The 20,834-nt window shown below is 67.2% G+C and carries 21 protein-coding genes and 1 pseudogene; 16 read left to right on the top strand and 6 right to left on the bottom strand.

Annotation, left to right across the window (positions count from 1 at the left end):
• The first annotated feature begins 35 nt into the window (after nt 1-35).
• From R5H29_RS19820 to R5H29_RS19790, 7 genes are all read left to right on the top strand, one after another.
• Entirely contained in the window at nt 36-1,475 is a 1,440-nt protein-coding gene (locus R5H29_RS19820; RefSeq protein WP_180876870.1) for a polysaccharide lyase 6 family protein, read from the top strand.
• Nucleotides 1,472-3,700, top strand: coding sequence for an oligoalginate lyase (locus R5H29_RS19815; RefSeq protein ID WP_332329701.1), 2,229 nt, complete (start codon nt 1,472-1,474; stop codon nt 3,698-3,700). Before R5H29_RS19820 ends, R5H29_RS19815 begins: the two co-directional genes overlap by 4 nt.
• Complete coding sequence (locus R5H29_RS19810; protein WP_164143781.1) at nt 3,697-5,001, top strand: MFS transporter; 1,305 nt, start codon at nt 3,697-3,699, stop codon at nt 4,999-5,001. The genes R5H29_RS19815 and R5H29_RS19810 overlap by 4 nt, the downstream gene beginning before the upstream one ends.
• Before the next feature lie 46 nt (nt 5,002-5,047).
• On the top strand, nt 5,048-5,800 hold the full coding sequence (locus R5H29_RS19805) for an SDR family NAD(P)-dependent oxidoreductase (RefSeq protein ID WP_021202372.1): 753 nt from the start codon (nt 5,048-5,050) through the stop codon (nt 5,798-5,800).
• Between the two features lie 21 nt (nt 5,801-5,821).
• Nucleotides 5,822-7,009: a GDSL-type esterase/lipase family protein gene (locus R5H29_RS19800; RefSeq protein WP_308305056.1), complete on the top strand. Its 1,188-nt coding sequence runs from the start codon at nt 5,822-5,824 to the stop codon at nt 7,007-7,009.
• A 10-nt stretch (nt 7,010-7,019) separates the two neighbouring features.
• Nucleotides 7,020-8,039, top strand: a complete 1,020-nt coding sequence (locus tag R5H29_RS19795) for a sugar kinase (protein WP_332329700.1) — start codon at nt 7,020-7,022, stop codon at nt 8,037-8,039.
• Between the two features lie 61 nt (nt 8,040-8,100).
• Nucleotides 8,101-9,030 carry a DUF6708 domain-containing protein gene (locus R5H29_RS19790; RefSeq protein ID WP_332329699.1) on the top strand — a complete coding sequence of 310 codons (930 nt, stop codon included), beginning with the start codon at nt 8,101-8,103 and terminating at the stop codon, nt 9,028-9,030.
• Between the two features lie 4 nt (nt 9,031-9,034).
• Here R5H29_RS19790 and R5H29_RS19785 read toward each other — a convergent pair whose 3' ends face one another.
• Nucleotides 9,035-10,609, bottom strand: a complete 1,575-nt coding sequence (locus R5H29_RS19785) for an alpha/beta fold hydrolase (protein WP_332329698.1) — start codon at nt 10,607-10,609, stop codon at nt 9,035-9,037.
• A gap of 799 nt (nt 10,610-11,408) precedes the next feature.
• On the opposite strand from R5H29_RS19785, the gene R5H29_RS19780 reads away from it, so the two are divergent.
• Both R5H29_RS19780 and R5H29_RS19775 read left to right on the top strand, forming a co-directional pair.
• Complete coding sequence (locus R5H29_RS19780) at nt 11,409-12,149, top strand: DNA/RNA non-specific endonuclease (protein WP_111098480.1); 741 nt, start codon at nt 11,409-11,411, stop codon at nt 12,147-12,149.
• Nucleotides 12,150-12,253: 104 nt separating this feature from the next.
• Entirely contained in the window at nt 12,254-12,949 is a 696-nt protein-coding gene (locus tag R5H29_RS19775; protein WP_134729206.1) for an HAD family phosphatase, read from the top strand.
• Between the two features lie 7 nt (nt 12,950-12,956).
• Here the strand turns inward: R5H29_RS19775 and R5H29_RS19770 are convergent, their stop codons facing one another.
• From R5H29_RS19770 to R5H29_RS19755, 4 genes and pseudogenes are all read right to left on the bottom strand, one after another.
• The gene (locus R5H29_RS19770) at nt 12,957-13,187 is read right to left on the bottom strand and encodes a hypothetical protein (protein ID WP_021202364.1); all 231 of its coding nucleotides are present in this window, start codon (nt 13,185-13,187) and stop codon (nt 12,957-12,959) included.
• On the bottom strand, nt 13,184-13,609 hold the full coding sequence (locus R5H29_RS19765; RefSeq protein WP_005409768.1) for a VOC family protein: 426 nt from the start codon (nt 13,607-13,609) through the stop codon (nt 13,184-13,186). Before R5H29_RS19765 ends, R5H29_RS19770 begins: the two co-directional genes overlap by 4 nt.
• A 10-nt stretch (nt 13,610-13,619) precedes the next feature.
• Nucleotides 13,620-14,081, bottom strand: a complete 462-nt coding sequence (locus R5H29_RS19760) for a helix-turn-helix domain-containing protein (RefSeq protein WP_021202362.1) — start codon at nt 14,079-14,081, stop codon at nt 13,620-13,622.
• Nucleotides 14,078-15,002, bottom strand: a pseudogene (locus R5H29_RS19755) (LysR substrate-binding domain-containing protein). The gene R5H29_RS19760 and the pseudogene R5H29_RS19755 overlap by 4 nt, the downstream one beginning before the upstream one ends.
• Before the next feature lie 91 nt (nt 15,003-15,093).
• Here R5H29_RS19755 and R5H29_RS19750 point away from each other — a divergent pair.
• The 5 genes from R5H29_RS19750 (at nt 15,094) to R5H29_RS19730 (ending at nt 17,918) form a co-directional block, all read left to right on the top strand.
• Nucleotides 15,094-16,134 carry a hypothetical protein gene (locus tag R5H29_RS19750; RefSeq protein WP_332329697.1) on the top strand — a complete coding sequence of 347 codons (1,041 nt, stop codon included), beginning with the start codon at nt 15,094-15,096 and terminating at the stop codon, nt 16,132-16,134.
• On the top strand, nt 16,131-17,012 hold the full coding sequence (locus R5H29_RS19745) for a hypothetical protein (protein WP_332329696.1): 882 nt from the start codon (nt 16,131-16,133) through the stop codon (nt 17,010-17,012). The genes R5H29_RS19750 and R5H29_RS19745 overlap by 4 nt, the downstream gene beginning before the upstream one ends.
• Before the next feature lie 68 nt (nt 17,013-17,080).
• Nucleotides 17,081-17,245, top strand: coding sequence for a hypothetical protein (locus tag R5H29_RS19740; RefSeq protein WP_332329695.1), 165 nt, complete (start codon nt 17,081-17,083; stop codon nt 17,243-17,245).
• 54 nt (nt 17,246-17,299) lie between these two features.
• Complete coding sequence (locus tag R5H29_RS19735) at nt 17,300-17,617, top strand: hypothetical protein (RefSeq protein ID WP_332329694.1); 318 nt, start codon at nt 17,300-17,302, stop codon at nt 17,615-17,617.
• A complete protein-coding gene (locus tag R5H29_RS19730; protein WP_019337410.1) occupies nt 17,610-17,918 on the top strand; it encodes a DUF6958 family protein in 309 nt (102 codons plus the stop codon). The genes R5H29_RS19735 and R5H29_RS19730 overlap by 8 nt, the downstream gene beginning before the upstream one ends.
• Here R5H29_RS19730 and R5H29_RS19725 read toward each other — a convergent pair whose 3' ends face one another.
• Nucleotides 17,919-19,274, bottom strand: a complete 1,356-nt coding sequence (locus R5H29_RS19725; protein WP_332329693.1) for a sigma-54 dependent transcriptional regulator — start codon at nt 19,272-19,274, stop codon at nt 17,919-17,921. It abuts the gene before it with no gap.
• Between the two features lie 395 nt (nt 19,275-19,669).
• On the opposite strand from R5H29_RS19725, the gene R5H29_RS19720 reads away from it, so the two are divergent.
• Complete coding sequence (locus R5H29_RS19720; protein WP_332329692.1) at nt 19,670-20,200, top strand: hypothetical protein; 531 nt, start codon at nt 19,670-19,672, stop codon at nt 20,198-20,200.
• A complete protein-coding gene (locus R5H29_RS19715) occupies nt 20,197-20,814 on the top strand; it encodes a hypothetical protein (RefSeq protein ID WP_332329691.1) in 618 nt (205 codons plus the stop codon). Before R5H29_RS19720 ends, R5H29_RS19715 begins: the two co-directional genes overlap by 4 nt.
• Nucleotides 20,815-20,834 lie beyond the last annotated feature (20 nt).

The following is a 20,834-nucleotide window of genomic DNA, read 5'->3' as shown; positions in this document are numbered from 1 at the left end:
TGAAACGACGGCCCGGCCGTCCCTGGAAGGATTTCATGCGCATTCACTCGCTGGCGCGTCACCGATCCAATGGTTCATGGCTTTTTTGCCTGACCACTGGTCTGGCAATGTGCCTGACCACTCCAGCAGCAAGTGCAGCCAGCTGGCTCGTCCACGATGTCGCGGAGTTCGCTACCGCCGCCTCGGCGCTGCAGCCCGGCGATGAGATCGTGCTGGCTGACGGCACCTGGACCGACGCCCGGCTGCTGCTGAAGGGCCAGGGCACGGCGGATGCCCCGATCGTGCTGCGCGCGCAGACCGCCGGCAAGGTCATCTTCAGCGGGCGCTCGGACCTGCGCCTGGCGGGGAGCTACCTGCAGGTGTCCAACCTGGTGTTCCGCAGCGGCTATGCGCCGGGTGATGCGGTGGTGGCGTTCCGCGAATCCAGCAAGGCGGTGGCCAGCCACAGCCGGGTGACCGGCCTGGTGATCGACGACTACACCAACCCCGATGCCAGCGACCAGGACTACTGGGTGTCGCTGTATGGCAGCCACAATCGGTTGGACCACAGCCAGCTGCGCGGCAAGACCAATGCGGGACCCACAGTCGTGGTGGTGCGCGATGCAACCCAGGGCCTGGACAACCAGCACCGCATCGACCACAACTGGTTCGGGCCGCGCCCGGCGCTGGGCGTCAATGGCGGCGAAACCCTCCGCGTCGGCACCAGCGACAGCTCACTGAGCGATTCCAACAGCACGGTGGAGAACAACTGGTTCGAAGGCTGCGACGGCGAGACCGAGATCATCAGCAACAAGTCCGGCGGCAACACCTACCGCGGCAACGTGTTCTATCGTTCCGCCGGAGCACTCACCCTGCGCCACGGCAATGGCAACCGGGTGATCGACAATGTCTTCCTCGGCGATGACAAGGCCGGCACCGGCGGCGTACGCATCATCAACGCCGACCAGACCGTCAGCAACAACTACTTTGAACGGTTGGCCGGGTCCAGCAACCGTTCGGCACTGGCGGTGATGGATGCGCAGGCCAATCCGCCGCTGTCCGGCTATGCGCCGGTGGTGAATGCCACGATCAGCCGCAACACCTTCGTGGACGTGGCGAAGATCAGTTTCGGCGTCGGCCATGATGAGGCGAAGGGCATCGTGGTGGCCGCCAGCAACAGCCGCTTCACCGGCAACCTGATCGTCAACCGCGACAACCGGAATCCGCCCACTGCCGCCAGTTCGCTGGCCGGCATCGACTTCAGCGGCAACGTGCAGTCGCCGGCAGCCAGCACCGTGTTCCCGGGGGGCATAGAGGGCCGCAGCGTCGGCCTGCAGCAGGGCGCCAGCGGATTGTGGGTCGCCACGCCGCCCTTGACCGCCGTGGGCGCCGATCCTGCCTTGACGATGACCGCACGCGAGGCGACCGGCGTCGACTGGTATCCCAAGGTGGGCGAAGCCACCCTCTCACGCACCCGCACTGGAGTTGATCGATGAGGTTGCAGCCGCTGTTCGTTTCCTTGGCTTTGGCCGCCCCCTTCGCCCTGCTGCCGAGCGCATCGCTGTTCGCAGCCCCCACTGCTGCCGTGCGACAGGCCGAAGCCGCGCCGGTGCTGGTCACCGCCGCACAATGGCAGCAGGTGGCCAGCGAAGGCCGCCGCTACCCGTGGTTTGCCAAAGAGCAGGCACGCACCGAGGCAACGCTGAAGAAGATGATGAAGGCCGGTATCGACGTGCCGGTACCCAAGGACAAGGGCGGCGGGCGCACCCATGAACAGCACAAGCGCAACTACCAGGCGCTGCTGGCGGCGGGCACGCTGTACCGGCTGACCGGCGACAGGGCCTACCTGGACTATGCGCGCGACATGCTGCTGCAGTATGCCCAGCTCTACCCGACGCTGGGCCCGCACCCGGAAGGCCGTGGGCAGATCCCCGGGCGCGTGTTCTGGCAGGTGCTCAACGATTCGGTATGGCTGGTCAACGCCATCCAGGGCTACGACGCGATCCGTGACGCGCTGTCCGCCGAGGACCGCGACACCATCGAATCGAAGGTGTTCCGGCCAATGGCCGAGTTCCTCGTCAGCGAGCCGAAGAACTACGACCAGATCCACAACCACGCCACCTGGGCGGTGGCCGCCACCGGCATGACCGGCTACGTGCTGCGCGACCCTGAGCTGGTGGAGAAATCCCTGCGCGGCAGTCGGAAGGACGATCAATTCGGCTTTCTTCGGCAGATCGACCTGCTGTTCTCGCCCGATGGTTACTACGAGGAAGGCCCCTACTACCAGCGCTATGCACTGGCGCCGTTCCTGCTGTTCGCCAATGCCATCGAACGCAACGAACCGCAGCGGAAGATCTTCGCGCGCCGCGACGGCGTGCTGTTGAAGGCCGTGGATGTGCTGGTGCAGTCCAGCTACAACGGCTTGTTCTTCCCGATCAACGACGCCATCCTGGACAAGGGCATCGACACCGAAGAGCTGGTGGCCGGCATCGGCATCGCCTATGCGCGTACCGGTGATGACCGCCTGCTGTCCGTGGCCCAGCAGCAGAAGCGCCTGCTCTTGTCGCCCGAGGGCCTGCAGGTGGCGCAGGCGCTGGCGGCGAACAAGACCAGGCCCTTCGACTATCGGCCGATGCTGCTGCGCGATGGCCCCGACGGCGATCGCGGCGGCCTGGCGATCCTGCGCATGAACGGCGAACGCGGCCAGGCGCTGGTGCAGAAGGACACGATGCAGGGCATGGGCCACGGCCACTTCGACAAGCTCAACTGGCTGTTCTACGACAACGGCAATCCAGTGGTGACCGACTACGGCGCGGCCCGCTTCCTCAACGTGGAAGCCAAGCGCGGCGGCATCTACCTGGCCGAGAACCGCAGCTGGGCCAAGCAGACCGTGGCGCACAACACCCTGGTGGTGGACGAGCAGAGCCACTTCAAGGGCGACTGGAAACGCGGCGAGGAACACGCGCCGCAGGTGCGCTTCTTCCAGGCCGATGCCGATACCCAGATTGCCTCGGCAACGATGCGCGACGCCTACCCCGGCGTGGTGTTCACCCGCACCCAGGCGCTGCTGCGCCATCCCGACCTGGGCCTGCCAGTCGCGCTGGACCTGCTGCAGGTGCACGGCGGCAAGGCCGCGCGCTACGACCTGCCGCTGCACTTCAACGGCCACATCGTCACCACCGGCTTCGAAGCCGAACACTTCCCCGCCCAGCGCCCGGTGCTGGGCAAGGACAACGGCTACCAGCACCTGTGGCTGGATGCACGCAGCAAACCCGGCAGCGAGCCGCGGTCGCTGGCATGGCTGCTGGACGGACGCTTCTACACCTACCGCTTCGGCAGCAGTGCGCCGGCACAGGCGCTGCTGGTGGAAAGCGGCGCGAACGATCCGGAATTCAACCTGCGCCGCGAACCGGCCCTGCTGCAGCGCGTGGACGGACAGAAGGACGTGACCTTCTTCAGCGTGCTGGAGCCGCACGGCGAGTACAACGGCACCGCCGAATACGTGCACGGCGCGGACAGCCGCATCAAGGACATCGTGCGCAGCCGGGGCAACGATGCCGAGGTGATCGAGCTGCGCCTGGCCAGCGGTGCACGCATCGCCCTCGGCGTGGCCGACGACAGCAGCGCCAAGGGCGAGCACAGCGTGAGCGTGGACGGCCATGCCTACCGCTGGAGCGGCAGCCATGCGCGCATGGACCGCAGCAAGGTTGACGGCAAATGAACGGCCCTGCGGTGGTGGCCAACCTGCGCAAGGTGCCGGTACGGTCGGCCGTGCGCTGGCTGATCGTGGGCCTGATCGCCGTGGCCACGGTGATCAACTACATCGACCGCAACGCACTGGCGGTAATGTGGCCGGAAATCGCCAGGGAAGTGGGCGCGACCAAGGATGACTACGCCCTGCTGGTGACGGTGTTCATGCTGTTCTACGCCGCTGGCCAGTTCCTGTTCGGGCGCCTGTTCGACATGATCGGCACGCGCCTGGGTTTCGCCCTGTCGATCAGCGTGTGGTCGATCTCCATCGCCCTGCACGCGATCACCCATTCGATGCTCTCCTTCAGCCTGGTGCGGGCGATGCTCGGCATCAGCGAAGCCGGGGCGTGGCCGGGCGCGGTCAAGGCCAATGCCGAGTGGTTCCCGGCGCGCGAGCGCGCATTGGCGCAAGGCGTGTTCAACGCCGGCGCGTCGATCGGCGCGATCGTTTCCGCGCCGGCCATCGCCGGCCTCTACCTGTGGCTGGGCTGGCGCGGTACCTTCGTGCTGGTCGGTGCCATAGGTTTTCTGTGGCTGCTGCCGTGGCTGTTTGTCTACCGCGCCGGGCCGGACAAACACCCATGGGTGAGCGATGCCGAGCGCCGGCTGATCCAGGAAGACCAGGCCGGGCAACAGGCGGTGGTGGCGCCGAAGGCCAGCGTACGTTCGCTGTTGGCCCATCGGCAGAGCTGGGGCATGCTGGCCTGCCGCTTCCTGCTCGACCCGATCTGGTGGCTGTTCGTGTCCTGGCTGCCGATCTATCTGGCTGAAACCTTCGGCTTCGACATCAAGCAGATCGGCCTGTTCGCCTGGGTGCCGTTTGTCGGCGCGATGCTGGGCAGCCTCAGCGGTGGTTGGCTGTCCGGGCGGATGATCCGCGCCGGGCACAGCGTGGACCGCGCCCGCAAGCTGTCCATAACGCTGGGCTGCGTGGTCATGGCTCCTGCCCTGCTGGGTGCCGTGCTGGCCAACCAGCCGCTGCTGGCGGTGCTGGCAATCGCTGCGGTGCTGTTCGGCTTCCAGGTGGCCATCGGCAACATCCAGACCCTGCCGGGCGACCTGTTCGACGGCCGCTCGGTGGGCACGCTGGCAGGCCTGGGTGGCCTGGCCGCCGTGGCCGGCACCTTGATCACCACCTGGCTGGTGCCGGTGCTGACCCGCCACTCCTATGCGCCGATCTTCATCCTCGTCGCCGCCCTGGTGCCGCTGTCGCTGGCCGCGCTGTGGTGGTGGACCGGCCCGATCCACAAGCTCGACCGCCGCGCCGGCTGAGCCTGCATCTCTCTTCAGTTCCCCCGCAAACCAAGGAGTTTTCCCCATGTCGTTCCAGGACAAGGTGGCCATTGTCACCGGCGGTGGCCGCGATATCGGTCGCGCCGTTTCGATCAAGCTGGCTGCCGCCGGTGCACGCGTCTGCATCAACTACGCCAATGATGAAGCCAGTGCCCAGGAAACGCTGGCACAGATCCGTGCGGCCGGTGGCCAGGCCATCGTGCACCGTGCCGACGTCACCGACGCCACGGCCGTCGCCGGCTTGGTCGCTGCGGCACAGGCCGCGTTCGGCGAGCGCATCGACCTGCTGGTGAACGTGGCCGGTGGCATGGTGCAGCGCCGGCCGCTGGCCGACATCGACCCGGCGTTCTTCCACACCGTGATGGACCTGAACCTCACCTCGACCTACCTGACCACGCACGCGGTGGTGCCGCACATGCGCGAAGGCGCGGCCATCGTCAACTTCGCCTCGCAGGCAGGCCGTGATGGCGGCGGCCCGGGCGCATCGATCTACGCCACCGCCAAGGCGGCGGTGATGACCTTCACCCGCGCCATGGCCAAGGAGCTGGGGCCGAAGGGTATCCGGGTGAACGCACTGTGCTGCGGCATGATCGCCACCCGCTTCCACGATGAATTCACCAAGCCGGAAGTACGCACGGCCGTTGCCGGCGCCACCCCGTTGCGCCGCCAGGGGGCACCGGACGAAGCCGCCGACGCTGCGGTGTTCCTGGCCTCGGATGCGGCGGCGTTCATCACCGGTGCGAATCTGGACGTCAACGGCGGCACCTACTTCTCCTGACACCTGACCGGACTCCTGCCCATGCAGCGCTGGACACTTCTGTTTTCATTGACGCTCTGCTCCGCCATGACGGCGCCCGCTGCGTGGGCCGCACCCGTGTGGGTCACTGCCTGGACGGCCGCGCCCGCGCCCGACCGCAAGGACGGAACGTCCGATGCGCCGGTTCAGTTCGCCGCGCAGACCGTGCGCCAGGACATGCGTGTCGGCAGCCGTGGCGATGCGCTGCGGCTGCGCATCAGCAACGAGCTCGGCACGGCGCCGCTGCGGGTCGAGGACCTGCGCGTGGGAGTGAAGAACGGCAAGGCCGCACCGCTGCCGGTAACGGTGGATGGCAGCGCGGTCATCGAGGTGCCGGTCGGAGCCGCGCTGCTGAGCGACCCGGTGCGGATGCCGGTGGCGGCGCTGCAGGAGATCAGCGTGAGTGCCTATTTCCCGCAGCCCACCCGCCCCGCCGTGCGCCGCACCGAGCTGCGGGTCGCAGATGGCAGGCAGACAGCCGTCGCCGACAGCGTGCGGCTGAGCTACCAGCAGAACGTGTTCTCGGCAGTGATGGTGCAGCGTGATGATCGTCCCCAGGTGATCGTGGCGCTGGGCGATTCCATCACGGAAGGCGCCACCGCACGTCGCGGCACCTTCAACCAGTGGCCGGAGCGATTGGCGCAGCGCCTGCAGCAGGCCTGCCCGAACCGGTTCGTGGTACTCAACCAGGGCATCAGCGGCAACAAACTGCTTGACCATGGCCGCAGCCACAGCGCCCTGTCACGATTGGATCGCGATGTGATCGCCGTGGCCGATGCCGATCAGGTGATCCTGTTCGAAGGCATCAATGACATCCGCCACGGCGGTGGCGCGCAGCCGCTGCCTGGACGCAGTGCGGCGGACATGCTGCTGGGCTATCAACAGGTCGCGGCGCGGCTGCATGCGCACGGCATCCGCGCCTGGCTGGGTACGTTGACCCCGTTCGGCGGTTCCGAGCGCTACGAGCCCGTGTCCGCCGCCACCCGCATCACGATCAACCAGTGGGCACGCGGCGGCAACAGCGGCTTCGACGGCATCATCGATTTCGATGCCGCGCTGCGTGACCCGAAGGCAGCCGAATCGCTGCCCGACGAGATCACCCGCGACCATCTGCACCCCAACGACGAAGGCTACCGGCGCATGGCCGATGCCATCGATCTGCGCATGCTGGGCTGCACTACCCCCGAGTGAGAGAGAACCGATGAGCCACGTCGTTTGTTTCGGTGAGTTGCTGCTGCGCCTGGGCGCACCCGGTCGTGAACTGCTGCTGCAGACGCCGCAGCTGCAGGTTCACGTGGGGGGCGCCGAGGCCAACGTAGCGGTCTCGCTGGCATGCCTCGGCCACGATGTGCAGATGGTCAGCACGGTACCCGGCAACGCGCTGGGCCGGCATGCCGTGGCCGAGCTGCGGCGGCATGGCGTGGGCGTGGCCGCCGTGCGTGAAGTGGAGGGTGACCGCATGGGCCTGTACTTCCTGGCGACCGGTGCGGTGCAGCGCGCCAGTGAAGTGGTGTATGACCGGGCCGGTTCTGCATTCGCAAACAGCAATGCCAGTGACCATGCGTGGCCCGCCCTGCTGTCCGGCGCGCACCTGTTGCATGTCTCGGGCGTGGGTCCGGCGCTGGGCGCCAACGTGGCCGAGTCGGTGCTGGGTGCGGTGCGTGCGGCTCGCGCGGCCGGTGTGCAGGTGTCCTTCGACGGCAATTATCGTCCGTCACTGTGGCGACGCTGGGATGGCGACGCAGCGGCGATCCTGCGCGAGGTCTTCGCCGAGGCCGACATTGTCTTTGCCGATCATCGGGACATCGAACTGGTGCTGGGGCTGCACTTCGCGCAGGACGATGCGGTCGCCCGAACCGAGGCCGCTGCGGCCGCTGCCTTTGCCGCGTTCCCGCACCTGCGGTGGCTGGCCTGCACCCAGCGCGAGGTGATCAGCGCCGACCATCACGTGCTCGGCGCGCTGCTGCTGGGGCGCGATGGAACCCGCGCGCAGGCTCCTCCGAGGCCGCTGCCCGGCACCGTTGATCGCATCGGCGGTGGCGATGCCTTTGCCGCCGGCATCCTGCACGGATTGCTGTCCAGGCTGGACGCAGAAAGCACCGTGCGCTTCGGACTGGCCGCGGGCGCGTTGAAGCACGCCATTCCCGGCGACTTCAGCCCTGCCCGCGAAGCTGAAGTCCGGGCACTGATGGAGAGCCACCCGTTCGACGTTCGTCGCTGATCTCCCCCCGGGAGAATCCCGCTAGAATCCAACGGGCGCTGGAATCGCGCAGGGATCGCCCATGGATTACACCGGATACACGCGCAAGTTTCCCAACAACCGCCCGCTGAATGCGTTTGAACGCGAGCACCGCCTGCTGCAGAAGAAGCGGCTGGATGTCGTGCCGTTGGCGCAGCTGTGCGTGGTGAAGATGAATTCGAACGGCCTGGTTTCGGTGGATCGCTGGTTCGCCGCGCGTGGCTTTGCAGCCCTGCTGGGCGCGATCGGCATTGCCTTCGGGCTGGGCGGCATGCTGATGCTGCTCTGGTCGCTGGTCGTGAACAGGCTACCCAACGAAAACGGCCTGTGGGAGGCGATATTCATCGGCCTGGCGATGCTGGCCGCCTTCACTGCAGCGAGCATCTGGGTGGCTTGCCTCGAGCTGTTCCGCTGGACCTACTATCCGATCGCGCTCGATCGCAAGCACCGGCAGATACACGTGTTCCGGCTGGATGGCACCACCCTCAGCGTGCCCTGGGACCGGGTCTATTTCACGCTGGGCCGCGGAACCGGAACCTTCGGATGGTACAACTGGGATGTCCGCGGACTGATCCTGGACGCGGATGGCGTGACAGTACGGGAGACGTTCGCGTTCTGCATCGCGACCTCCCGCATCGAGAACGCGCATGCCCACTGGGAGTTCCTGCGGCGCTACATGGAAGAAGGACCGGCAGCCGTCGTGGACGCGGTGCACTACTGCATGCCGCTGGACGGCAAGCGCGAGAGCTTCGCGTCCGGCAAGGAGCGCATCTTCGCCGAAGACGCGCGCCTCCCGGGTTTCATGTGGCTCACGATGCTGCCACTCAACTACCTGCACACGATCATGCGCTGGGTGGTGATGCAGACCAGCAGGATTCCGCGGTTTCCACCGGACATCGAGGCGCGCCTGACACCGGACGCCGGTGATCCCTGTGTCCGCGACGCTTCGATGAATCCACCGGACCTGCGATGACCCATCAGTGCAAAGGCAGCTTCAGTACCGACGGCGCGTTCGCCGGTGAACTGAAGGTTACCGTGCCACCCAACTGGCTGATGCCCGCATAACGCAGGTCCACCGTGTCCACCACCAGGGTCAGGCGACTGCCGGCCGGCACCTCCCAGCTGCTGGCCTCCAGCCGCAGGTCGATGGTCTTCGCCTGCCCCGGCGTGGCACCCCGCAGCGTATAGGGCTTGTGACTGATCAGCTGGCCATTGCCCAGCACGTCCTCGGCATAGAGATAGGCATACAACGTGGTGTCGGCGCGGCTTGGCGTGACCGTCATCCGCACTTCCGGCGCGCCATCCAGACGGCGCGCACTCCAGTAGATCGGCCCTTGCCAGACTCCCGCGGCGTTGCGTCCGACGAACGGCACATACGCGCCCGGTGGCAGGTTGATCATCTGCAGCGCGCCGGACGCCATCACCACGCCGGAGTTGGCGGCCGTCAGCAGGCCGCTGCCGATGCGGTAGCTCCAGCCGGTGCCGCCACCGTTCGCCACCAGTCCACCGGTGGGTTGTAACAGCCCGCTCGGCGCGGTCAGCCCGTAGCTGACCGCGCCCGTCCGGGTAGCCTGCCAGTCCGGATAGTAGCTCCAGCTGCCCTTCTGCGACTTCAGCTGCACCGTCGCCTGGCGGTCGATTCCATTGGTCACCCCCTTCAGGTAGTGGTCGAACCAGTCGCCCGCGGCGGCATACACCTCATTGGGAATACCGAAAGCGCCAAGGGCCTCGTTGAGGGCGTGGTCGCCATGGCGCAGCTGCAGCTGCTTGGGACCCTTCAAACGGTTGAAGAAGTCCACCAGCTGGCCCGGCGGAAACAGGCTGTCGTTGAAGGCGTTGGCCAGGAATACCGCTGGCTGGTTGGCGTTGATCTCATCGATGCTGGACCCGGGGCTGCGCTGCGCCGCCACCGGCAACAGCGAGTCCACCGCGCCCTGGTAGTTGCCGACCAGCACATTGCGATTGATGGTGGACAGCTCCGGTCCCGGGCGACCGGTGGCCAGGCCCGCGGCAACCAGCAGCGCGATGCCCTGCGCGCTGGGGGTGCCGTTGCTGTACAGCGAGGCCTGCAGGTCGGCCCAGCCGCTCAGTGCAGCCACTGCCTTGATGCGCGGATCGCGTGCCGCCGCCAGCAGACTGGTGCCGGCCCCATAGGAGATGCCCGATACGCCGATTCGTGACGGGTCGGCGCGGGTGTTGTCCAGCGCCCAGTCAATCAGCGCACTGACGTCCTCGACCGTGGCCGGCCCGGCGATGTCGATGCTGCCGCCGGACTCCCAGAAGCCACGCGAACTATAGCTGATGACCACATAGCCGCGCCGGGCCAGTGACTGCGCCACGCCCACGTATTCCACGCTGGGCACCGCCCAGCTGCTGGGCATCACCAGCAAGGGATACAGCCCGCTGCCCGCGTCCTGCGGTTCGATGACGAAAGCCCCGAGAGGCGTTCCATCCCAGCTGGGAATGGTGCGATGGGTGGTCTTGACCGTGGCCGCCCAGGCGGTGGGCGCCAACCCGGTCAGCAGGATCAACAGCAGCACTACCTTGCGCATCGTGGTCTCTCCCCGTCGGTGGTGGTGCAACGGATCGGACCGTACCAGTGCGAATGGTGGGTGGCACCTTGCGACGCAGCATGGCGCTTTCGAACCCGCCGCCCGGCTGGATCGATGCAGGACCACATTCAGGCGCGGTGGATCACCCACGCCACCAGGCCTGCAAGTGGCATCAATGCAAGTGTGCCAACGACGCCCAGGCATCCGGACGCCCCGCGGTGCGGCGCGGAAGCCTGTGGATGCGATCGCAGCCAAGCGGCATGACAGGCCCTGCAGTAGAAGCGCTGCTTCCCGGCGCGCCAAGCGCCACGGGTACGTTCGTCATGGAGGGCGGCGTTGCCGCAGCGCCCACACTTGAAACTGCGATGTGGCGGGCGTCTCTGCCGACGCAGCGCAGCCACGATTGCAACCCCGATCAGCGCAGCAGCAGCGCCCCCTGCAAGCAGTTCACTGTTGATCATTCGCCTTGCTCGATCCTGCGGTTTCCGGTCCTGCTGCGCAGGATATCGAGTCGTACACCCCCTGCGCTACGACGCCCTAGCACGCGCGCATGTCACCCACGCGCCGTGTGATCTGACACCTCTCCAGTGCTTGCGGGCGGTCACAGCTTCGTCCTTTCGTCGTTGACCGAAAGGCGACAGCTTGTGACGCTTACGACACCGCAGGGCCTCCACAGCCCAACAACGCGGTCACGTCCCACCGCAATCCGCTGCACCCGACTCCGCACCGTCTCCCCGTGACCTCGCCCTGCCAGGTCGTGGCGGACGGCTGCGCCCTGAACTTCTGCTGGAGAACCGCAATGCGCCTTGCAAGCTTCTTCTTCGCGTTCGTCCTCAGTGCCTTCGCCAGCGCTGCCCAAGCCCAGGTCGTCACCCTCAACAAGGGCGGCTTCGTGCTCACCTACGACTGCAGCATCCACAGCGCCACCCGCTACGAATACACCCTGACCGCAGACACCGGTTCGGCCGCGCGCCCGTCCAGCTTCTACAAGGATCCGGACCTGCCGGCAGGCTGCCTCGGCCAGACCAGCACCGCCTCCTACGCCAGCATCACGTCCGGCTATGACCGGGGTCATCTGGTGACGTCCAATCACATGGACTACAACGCGACCTACATCCGCCGCGCCAACTACATGACCAACATCGTTCCGCAGGTCTCCAGCTTCAACCAGGGCATCTGGGTGAAGGCCGAGAACGTGGCCGAGTGCTACCGTGACATCGCACCGGTGGATGTCTATGGTGGCGTGGTCTACGGCGACGCCTCCAACGACTATTTCCTTTCCAGCCACGGCATCCCGACCCCGGAGTTCTTCTGGAAGACGATCATCACCCGTGATCCGAACACTGGCACGGCCAAGGCGATCAGCTGGATCATTCCCAACGAAGCCAATCTGGGCAGCCTCGACAGCTACCTGGTGACCATCGCCGATCTGGAGGAGCTGTTGGGTGCGAGCTACGTTGCGATCAACGCACCGGCCTCGCTGAAGAACATGCTGCCGGCCAGCACCTGGCCGCAGCCGGCGGGGTGTGATCTGGGCTGACCGGTCTGCCGGGAATGGGTGGCACCCGGTCCGGGTGCCACGCAAGGATGGCTGTGGGAAAATGGCGGGCAATTGCACCACCGCATTGCCCCCTGGAGCTGTAGATGTCCTGTTTCCCCTTCGATGCCGTGCTGTTCGACTGCGACGGCGTACTCGTCGATTCCGAGCCGCTGGTCGCCCGCGTTCTCTCGGAAATGCTGACCGCACGCGGCTGGCCGCTGACCCCGGCGCAGGCGGGTGAAGTCTTCCTCGGGCAGTCCGTGGCCCATCTGGCAGGGCTGATCGCAGAGCGCACCGGCAAGCCGTTCACCGAGGAATGGCTGGAGGAGTTCCGCCAGCAGCGCAACCGGGCGCTGGAACGGGATCTGGAGCCGATCCGGGGGGCGCCCGAGGCCGTGCGTGCGATCGCCGCAGCGACCGGTGGCCGCATTGCCTGCGCGTCCGGTGCCGACCTGATCAAGGTGAAACTGCAGCTGGGCAAGGTCGGCATCCTCGATGCATTCGGCGACCACGTCTACAGCGGCCAGGACATGCCGAACACCAAGCCGCACCCGGACGTCTATCTGGCGGCCGCTGCCGCGCTGGGTGTGGATCCGAAGCGCTGCGCGGTCATTGAAGACACCGTGACCGGCGCGACCGCCGGCGTGGCGGCAGGTGCCACCGTGTTCGGCTTCAGCGAGGGCGGCCCGCACCACAGCACACCCGAAGCTCTGCGCGCGGCCGGTGCCCAGGTGATCTTCCAGCGCATGGAAGATCTTCCCGCACTGCTGGCGGCCTACGCCGCCGACGCTGCCGCCTGACCCGGCGTCAACCCGCAGCGCCCTGCCCGGCGCTGCGGCACCTGCCGCTGTAGTGCAGCGCAAACAGGTACAACCCGGTGAACAGTTGCAGGAACAGCGGCGGCAGCGGCGCATAGGTGATCCACGCTGCAGGTTCGCCCTGCCCCAGCCCGCGAACGGCGAAGTTGGCGATCACCGCCAGGGTGAACACGATCGAGGTCCAACGATGCACGGGCCGCGCCCAGCCACCGCGGCTCATTGCCGGCGCCTCGCTTCGGAACGGGCTTCGATCATCTTCCAGCCATTGCCTGACGGGTCACGGAATCCGGCGTCGACGGCGCCATAGCGCTCGATCGGCTCCTGGGTGAATTCCACGCCCTGTGCCAGCCATTGCGTGTAGCGCGCCTGGCAGTCATCCACGGCCAGCACCAGCGGCGGCATTGCGCCCTTGGCCACCAGCTGCTGCAGCGCAAGTGCGGTAGCGGCGTCGTGGGTGGGCGGGCCTGGCACGAACAGGCCCAGCTGGAAACCGTCCTGGCCCGGGCTGCGGACCGTCAGCCATCGGTAGCTGCCATTGCGTACGTCGGTATGCACTTCGAAGCCGAGCTTGCCGACGTAGAACGCCAGCGCCTCATCCTGGTCGCGCACATACAGGCCGACCGTGTTCACAGTGTTCGTCATGGGACCTCCCTCAGGTGGGGTCCACGTTAGCAACCGCCTCGCGGCGGCGCTTCTCCAAAACTGCGATCTTCAGGTCCGGGCGCTGCGCGGCGCGTGCATGGCATTCCGGCACGCTGGCCGACGCCGCCCGGGTTGCACGCTCACGCTCACGCACATTGCCCGGGCTGTCACCGGTGATGTCACGGAAGATGCGGCCGAAGGTACCCAGGCTGCTCCACCCGGTCTGCGCGGCGATTTCGGTGACCGGCAACTCGGTGTCACGCAACATCGCCACGGCCCGTTCGATGCGCCGGCTGAGGAGATAGCGGTGCGGTGGCAGCCCGAAGGCCTGCTTGAACGAGCGGGCGAAGTGCGCCGGCGACACCGCACTGACCTCGGCCAGGCGCGCGACCGGCCATTCCTCATGGCTGGCGCGGTCCATCCGGTCCTTGGCACGCAGCAGGCGCCGCAGCAGTTCGGGGCTCTGGTTCATGGCACCACCGCCTGGGCCAGGTAGTGGCGTGCCGCGTGCCGCGCCTCAGCGGCCTGCTCGACCAGCCAGTCACGCAATGCAATCACCTTGGCACTGCCATTTCGCGCCGTGGGTGCCACGAACCAGAAGCTGCGACCGTCGCTGGCGACACCCGGATGCGCCTGCACCAGCCGCCCGCTGTCCAGCTCGGCCTGGAAAAGGATCGGCGAACCAATGGCGATGCCTTGCCCGGCGATCGCGGCGCCGACATCCAGATGCTCGACGGCAAAGGGCGCGACGAAACTCTCCGGTGCCGGCGGTGGAATGTGCCCGTGCGCGGCAAACCACAGGGCCCACCAGTCCGGCCGCCCGAGCAGGGGAATCTCCAGCGCGCTGCTGCCCAGCCCACGCGCCTCGTGCAGCAGCGCCGGCGCACACAACGGTGTGAACACGCTGGGAAACAAGGGAGTTGCCTGAAGACCCGGCCATTCGCCCTGGCCATTGCGGATGGCGGCATCGAAGTGACCGGCGGCCAGATCCTGCGGCGCTGCCGACAGCCAGTTCCAGCACGAGCTGCCGGTGGCGGGCACGGAACGTGCCCAGTCGCGGCGTCAGCCAACTGGTGCCCAGCGTGGGCAGCACGGACAGGCGCAGTCGCGCCGCATCCATGTCTGCGGCGCGCATGAAGCTGGCGCGCAGTGCATCGAATGCCCGGGTGGCCTCCTGGGCGACGCTGGCACCCGTCGCTGTCAGTTCTACGTGCTGTGCATGGCGCAGGAACAGGCAGGTACCGGTCTGGGCCTCCAGCCGCCGCACGTGGTAGCTCACCGATGCCGCACTGGTGTCGAGCTCTTCGGCGGCACGCGCGAAGCTGCCCAGCCGCGCCGCCGCCTCGAAGGCACGGATGGCGGCAAGCGATGGCAGCTGGCGTTGGGTGACCATAAGTGTGACTTAGCCTGAGCCCCGATATCTGCGTGGTCAATCCCCCTGGTACGCGCAACGATGGAGGCACCTTCGACAGGGGATCACGCACATGGATCGACGGCAGTTCCTGGCCACCCTGGCCGCCGCGGCGGCATCTACGGCGCTGCCCTCCGGGTGGGCCCTGCCCAGCCACAGCGAAGACTGGAAATGGTTGCAGGGCAACTGGCAGGTCCGGCACCGACGCCTGAAGGAGCGCCTGGTCGGCGATACCCGATGGGAGTCCTTCACCGGTTCCAGCGCGGTCTGGCTCACCCTGGGCGGACTCGGCACCATCGATGACAACGTCATGGCGCTGCCTTCGGGCCCCTACAGGGGCCTGGGCGTGCGTGCATTCGATCCGGTGTCTTCCACGTGGTCGATCTGGTGGATCGATGGTCGCAACCCTGCCCATATGGAAGCCCCTGTGCGCGGCGCTTTCAAGGGCGATGCCGGCAGCTTCCGCGGCACCGACCGGATCGACGGGCGCCCCGTCGAGGTCTGGTTCCGTTGGCATGACATCCACGGCGAGGAGCCGTGGTGGGAACAGGCGTTCTCCGACGATGCCGGTGCGCACTGGGAAGTGAACTGGCGCAACTGGTTCCGCCGAACTGCTGCGGCCCCCTCTCCGCTTCCGAAGCTGCCGGATGCACCGGGCGACTTTGATTTCCTGGTGGGCCATTGGAACGTGCGCCATCGTCGCCTGCGCGCTCGGCTGGCAGGCAGCGACGCGTGGAACGCGTTCAACGGCACCCTGCACAACTGGCCGGTCCTGGGAGGATTCGGCAACGTGGGTGACAACCTGATGGACGTGCCTGGAGCACCGCTGCGCGGCATGGGCATCCGTGCCTGGAATGCGGCGGAGCAGCACTGGCTGAGCTGGTGGCTGGATGGCCGGGAGCCAACCCGGATCGGCGCGCCACTGCGTGGTGGTTTCCAGGCCGGTGTCGGCCGCTTCTTCGGCGAAGACCAGCACGACGGTCGATCAATCCAGACGCGGGTGATCTGGTCACGCATCACCCCGCGCTCGGCGCGCTGGGAACAGGCGGCCTCGACCGATGGTGGACGCAGTTGGGAAACCAACTGGGTCAGCGACTTCGAGCGACAGGCATGAAGGCGCTGCTGGCCGTGATGCTGCTGGTTGCTGCGTCGCCTCCCGCGTCGCCATCCAGGGCGCTGCGGATCGTCGGCCCCGCCGAGCGCTTTGCCCCGGGCGTTGCATCCACGCAATACGACGAGATTCGACTGACCTTGAGCCCGGACGGAAAAACCGCACTGTGGTTCAGCCGCAACCGGCCCGGTGGGCCGGGTGGGTATGACATCTGGGTCTCCCGCAACGAGGGGCAGCGCTGGCGGCCGGCGACGCCGGTGCCGTTCAACTCGCCGGGGCGCGACTTCGATCCCGCTTTTTCCGCCGATGGCCGCGTGGTGTATTTCTGTTCGGATCGCGCAGGCGGCCTGGGCGGCGACGATCTGTACCGGGTCAGCATTGGGAGCGACGGTCGATTCGGGAAGCCGGTCAATCTTGGCCCGGCAGTGAACAGCGCGGCCGATGAATTCGCGCCGATGCTCTCGCCGGACGCAGCCACGCTGCTGTTCTCCAGCGATCGCGCAGGCGGTGCGGGTGGCCATGACCTCTACGTCGCAGCGATGGTCCGTGACATGGCGCAGCCGGCACGGCCGCTGCCGGGAGACCTCAATACCGCAGCGCAGGAGTTCGATGCCACCTTCCTGGGCGACGGCCGGACGCTGGTGTTTGCCCGCGCCCTGGACTTCGGCAGTGCACCGGTACGCCAGTTCATCGCCTACGAGCGTGGAGGCCGGTATGACGCGGGCCTTGCATTGCCCTCCCCCTTGAACGAGGCCTCCGGCGACAGCTACGGCGCGATGCTGGATGGCTCGCAATCCGACACCTTGACCTATTCGGCGCGGCGCGCGGACGGTGCAGGGTTGGACCTGTACCGCATCCGCTATCGGATGATGCGCCCTTGAAGGCAGATGTTGTCGATTTTCCGCGCCCCGGTTCATCGAGAGGATGACTACCCCAGGAGAAAACGCAGATGGCCTCACACCAGTCCCTTGCCTGCGCCTGCGGCCAGGTACGCCTGACCGCCACGGGCCAATCCATTGCCACCGTCGAATGCTGCTGCGACAGCTGCCGCAAGGCCGGCGCCATGCTGCAGTCGATGCCCCGAGCACCGGACGTGCTGGGCCCGCACGGCTAGACGCTCTTCGTAATGCACCGCAAGGATCGCGTCAGCATCGATGCCGGGCATTCCATGCTGCGTGCCTTGCGATTGTCCAGCAGGGGCGGCAGCCGCCGCGTGCTGGCCGGCTGCTGCAATACGCCGCTCTTCCTGGAGTTCAGCGGCGGCCATTGGCTGAGCCTGTATGGCCTGTTGTGGCCGGCATCGACAAGACCTGCCGTGGAGATGCGGACCATGGTCAGCGATCTTCCTGATGCGTCTGTGCTTCCTGACGATGTGCCGAACCTGAAAACCCGGTCGCTGCGCTTCTATGCGCGGTTGATGAAGGCGTGGATCGCCATGGGCTTCCGCAGCCCACGCATCGAGGTCGCGGGAGATGCCCATGCCTGAGCCAGGACGGATCGAGATCGAAAGCATCACCACGCCCGGGCACATCCAGCGCGTGGATCGCGCCAAGTACCTCGCCATGCGCCATGCCTTGCTGCGGGCGCTGCCCGCGCAACCGCCCGGCCTGACCGTCGCGCAGGCGAAACAGGCACTGCTGCCACACCTGCCCGCCGCGCTGTTCCCGGCAGGTGCCACCGCCGGCTGGTGGTTGAAGGCCGTGCAGCTGGACCTGGAAGCCAAGGGCGTGATCGAGCGCGTCGCGGGCAAACCGTTGCGCCTGTTCAAGCACCTGGCGGCCGGCTGATCAGCGCTGTGCAGGCAGTTCCAACCGGTGCTTGCGGCACAGGCGATACACCGTGACCCGCGATATCTGCATCTGCCGCGCGCACTCGGAGACGTTGTAGCCGGTCTGGCGCAGGGTCTGCAGCAGTACATCGCGCTCGGCCTGGCCGCGCGCATCGTGCAGCATCGCCGCGGGCAGGGCCGCTACCGATGCGCCCAGCTCCAGGTCACGCTCACTGATCAGCTCGCCTTCGGCCATGATCGCTGCACGCTGCACACGGTTCAGTAGTTCGCGTACGTTGCCGGGCCAGTCGAAGCGCCGCATCGCCTGCAGTGCGGCCGGTGCGAAGCCGCGTGCACGCACGCTGTGGCGCAACCGGAAGCAGCGCAGGAAGTGCTCGGCCAGCAGCTGCACGTCGGCACCGCGCTCGCGCAGCGGTGGCATCAGCAGGCGCAGCACGTTCAGGCGGTAGTAGAGATCGCTGCGGAACCGCCCCTGCGCCACCGCGTGTTCCAGTTCGACGTGGGTCGCGGCAAGTACCCGCACGTCCGCGCGCAGCGGCTGGCTGCTGCCCACGCGCTCGAAGGTCCCCTCCTGCAGCACGCGCAGCAGGCTGGTCTGCGCTTCTGCCGGCAGATCGCCTACCTCATCAAGAAACACCGTACCGCCATGGGCGGATTCGAACACACCGATCTGCCGCTTGTCGGCACCGGTGAACGAGCCACGTTCGTGGCCGAACAGCTCCGACTGCACCAGGCTGGCCGGAATCGCACCACAGTTCACCGCAATGAAAGGCCTGCCGGCGCGCCCCGACAGCGCATGCAGCGCATGTGCAGCCAGTTCCTTGCCTGTACCGGTTTCGCCGGTGACCAGCACCGGCAGTTCCACCGGCGCGAACTTGTGCAGCACCGTGCGCACCGCATGCAGCGCGGCGCTTTCGCCAATCAGCGCGTGCGGTCCGTGCCCACTGCAGGTTGCATCGACAGGCGGATCATCCGCATCGAACTGCTGGCGCATTGCGCAGACCAGATCCTGAAGGCCGAACGGCAGCGTGAAGCGCGCGCCACATCGCTGCAGCAACGGCAGCCAGGCCGGCGATGTGGGTCCGGCGCCCGGTGGCAGTACCGCCAGCCAGGGCAGATGCTGGTGCTGCTCGATCCACGGTTCCAGCAGCTGCAGCGACGCCGCATCGAGATGGCGCAGATCGAGTACGGCGAGCAATCGATCGCGCCCGCGCAGGCCAATCGCCATGGCGGGATCGGGATGGATGCTGCGCACATGCCAGCCCGCTGCCGCCAGCGCACTGCGCTCGTTCGCCAACGGCTCGCCAAACCAGAGCACGCAACGTGACGTAGAAGCCTCCGGGACCGCTGCCATGCTTCCCCCAGCATCCGGACACCGTCGGCGGACTGTCAGGCAATCACCGGCGTGCCGCCCTCCGCCGGGACCTCTACGGCCACCGGGGTGGCTTTGTTGGGCGGATCCTAGCGCTTCCCTAAACGGCGGCGCAATGAGCAGTGCGTCAAGAAATTCCTGACTGAAGCGGCACCGTAGCAGACGGCGACGGCACCTGTAACACCGATGCGACAGTCGCCCGCAACCCTTGCCCTGCGGTGCCTGGCGCTTCGAAATCCCGACAATTCCCCGACGTGCCTGTAACACCGTGGCAGCAGCACGGTCAGGTGCTGCACGGTCCCGACATTCGCGGGTGGGCACTTCCAGGTTGGCACGGTTGATGCGTGGTTCCGCCGCACCCATCGCGGGAGATCGGCATGGACGGCACCACCCTGGTTCGCGGCCTGGCCGCAGCACTGGCAATCGCCCTGCTGTTGGTTGGCACGGGCGCATCCGCGTCCGGCGCCCGCCAGGGCGTGAAGGCACAGCCGGGCGAAATCGTCCTGTTGCGGGACGTCTCCGCGCGGCCGGCCTATCGCATGGCACCACCGGGCATGGCCCTGATTGCCGACCCGAAGCCACAGCGCGAGATCGCCACCGCATTGGGCGCCGGTGGCACGACGAACGGCATGGACGAGTTGAGCGATGAGGACTATGCCGGCATGGGTGCCGGCCAGGCAGCGTCCGTCGCGACACCGGGCGGCACTACCGTTGAACGGGTCACCCAGCAGGCCCTGGGCGGCACGCTTGGCCGCGGTGGCGATGGCATGGTCGGCAGCAACCTAGGGGGCGCCATGAGCGGTCCGCTCGGTGCGGTCGGCAGCAGCACCCGCGGTATCGCCGATACCGTGCGCGGCGCACTGGCCCAGTTCCCCCTGCAGGGCACGGCCCCGGCAGGTGGAAAATGAAGGCCCTGCACGGCTTGCTTCTGCTGCTCGCTGCCGCGCCCTGGGCGACCCGGGCCGATGACTACAGCGGCATGCTCGCCTATCTCGACGTGGCCCGCATCGACGGCCACGCACTGGCCGGGGCGACAGGTGCCATCGCCGTCAACCAGGCCGCCGGCGACCTCAACGTGCAGGCCAACCTGCGGGGTATCGCCAAGGGCGATCGCGCCGACGTGGCGATCAATGCCCGGCAACTGCAGCAGGGCAACCGCGTGCTGTCCGGGCCGCTGCAGGCCACCGCGTTCATTGGCGGTGACGCACTGGCCGGTGCCAGTGGCATCGCATCCATCAACCAGGCCGGCGGCATCGCCAACACGACGCTCAACGTCGTCAGCGCGACGCTGGCCCGACAGGGCATACGCGAAACCGACGATACGGCCTTGGCCGCCGAGGGTTCCGCGTTGGCAGGGGGGCGGGACGACACCGGTTACGGCGTCGCGACGGGCACCCGCAGCGCCGGTGTAGCCAGCACCGCACTGCGGGGATTCGACGGGGTCCTGCAACTCAATCAGATCGCGGGCAACGGCAACGACACGGCCAACGTACTGGGCCTGGTCGTGCAGGACCGCCCGTGACAACCACCCAACCGATGCAC

The sequence above is a fragment of the Stenotrophomonas sp. A3_2 genome (assembly GCF_036624925.1).
GTDB classification, from domain to species: domain Bacteria; phylum Pseudomonadota; class Gammaproteobacteria; order Xanthomonadales; family Xanthomonadaceae; genus Stenotrophomonas; species Stenotrophomonas hibiscicola.
The sequence above is the reverse complement of the archived record's forward strand: the minus strand, read 5'-3'. Positions and strand labels throughout refer to the sequence as shown.

Bases quoted from the DNA above. Each gene is read 5' to 3' on its own strand.
- R5H29_RS19820 (WP_180876870.1), top strand. From the start codon at position 36: ATGCGCATTCACTCGCTGGCGCGTCACCGATCCAATGGTTCATGGCTT.
- R5H29_RS19815 (WP_332329701.1), top strand. From the start codon at position 1,472: ATGAGGTTGCAGCCGCTGTTCGTTTCCTTGGCTTTGGCCGCCCCCTTC.
- R5H29_RS19810 (WP_164143781.1), top strand. From the start codon at position 3,697: ATGAACGGCCCTGCGGTGGTGGCCAACCTGCGCAAGGTGCCGGTACGG.
- R5H29_RS19805 (WP_021202372.1), top strand. From the start codon at position 5,048: ATGTCGTTCCAGGACAAGGTGGCCATTGTCACCGGCGGTGGCCGCGAT.
- R5H29_RS19800 (WP_308305056.1), top strand. From the start codon at position 5,822: ATGCAGCGCTGGACACTTCTGTTTTCATTGACGCTCTGCTCCGCCATG.
- R5H29_RS19795 (WP_332329700.1), top strand. From the start codon at position 7,020: ATGAGCCACGTCGTTTGTTTCGGTGAGTTGCTGCTGCGCCTGGGCGCA.
- R5H29_RS19790 (WP_332329699.1), top strand. From the start codon at position 8,101: ATGGATTACACCGGATACACGCGCAAGTTTCCCAACAACCGCCCGCTG.
- R5H29_RS19785 (WP_332329698.1), bottom strand. From the start codon at position 10,609: ATGCGCAAGGTAGTGCTGCTGTTGATCCTGCTGACCGGGTTGGCGCCC.
- R5H29_RS19780 (WP_111098480.1), top strand. From the start codon at position 11,409: ATGCGCCTTGCAAGCTTCTTCTTCGCGTTCGTCCTCAGTGCCTTCGCC.
- R5H29_RS19775 (WP_134729206.1), top strand. From the start codon at position 12,254: ATGTCCTGTTTCCCCTTCGATGCCGTGCTGTTCGACTGCGACGGCGTA.
- R5H29_RS19770 (WP_021202364.1), bottom strand. From the start codon at position 13,187: ATGAGCCGCGGTGGCTGGGCGCGGCCCGTGCATCGTTGGACCTCGATC.
- R5H29_RS19765 (WP_005409768.1), bottom strand. From the start codon at position 13,609: ATGACGAACACTGTGAACACGGTCGGCCTGTATGTGCGCGACCAGGAT.
- R5H29_RS19760 (WP_021202362.1), bottom strand. From the start codon at position 14,081: ATGAACCAGAGCCCCGAACTGCTGCGGCGCCTGCTGCGTGCCAAGGAC.
- R5H29_RS19750 (WP_332329697.1), top strand. From the start codon at position 15,094: ATGGATCGACGGCAGTTCCTGGCCACCCTGGCCGCCGCGGCGGCATCT.
- R5H29_RS19745 (WP_332329696.1), top strand. From the start codon at position 16,131: ATGAAGGCGCTGCTGGCCGTGATGCTGCTGGTTGCTGCGTCGCCTCCC.
- R5H29_RS19740 (WP_332329695.1), top strand. From the start codon at position 17,081: ATGGCCTCACACCAGTCCCTTGCCTGCGCCTGCGGCCAGGTACGCCTG.
- R5H29_RS19735 (WP_332329694.1), top strand. From the start codon at position 17,300: ATGCTGCGTGCCTTGCGATTGTCCAGCAGGGGCGGCAGCCGCCGCGTG.
- R5H29_RS19730 (WP_019337410.1), top strand. From the start codon at position 17,610: ATGCCTGAGCCAGGACGGATCGAGATCGAAAGCATCACCACGCCCGGG.
- R5H29_RS19725 (WP_332329693.1), bottom strand. From the start codon at position 19,274: ATGGCAGCGGTCCCGGAGGCTTCTACGTCACGTTGCGTGCTCTGGTTT.
- R5H29_RS19720 (WP_332329692.1), top strand. From the start codon at position 19,670: ATGGACGGCACCACCCTGGTTCGCGGCCTGGCCGCAGCACTGGCAATC.
- R5H29_RS19715 (WP_332329691.1), top strand. From the start codon at position 20,197: ATGAAGGCCCTGCACGGCTTGCTTCTGCTGCTCGCTGCCGCGCCCTGG.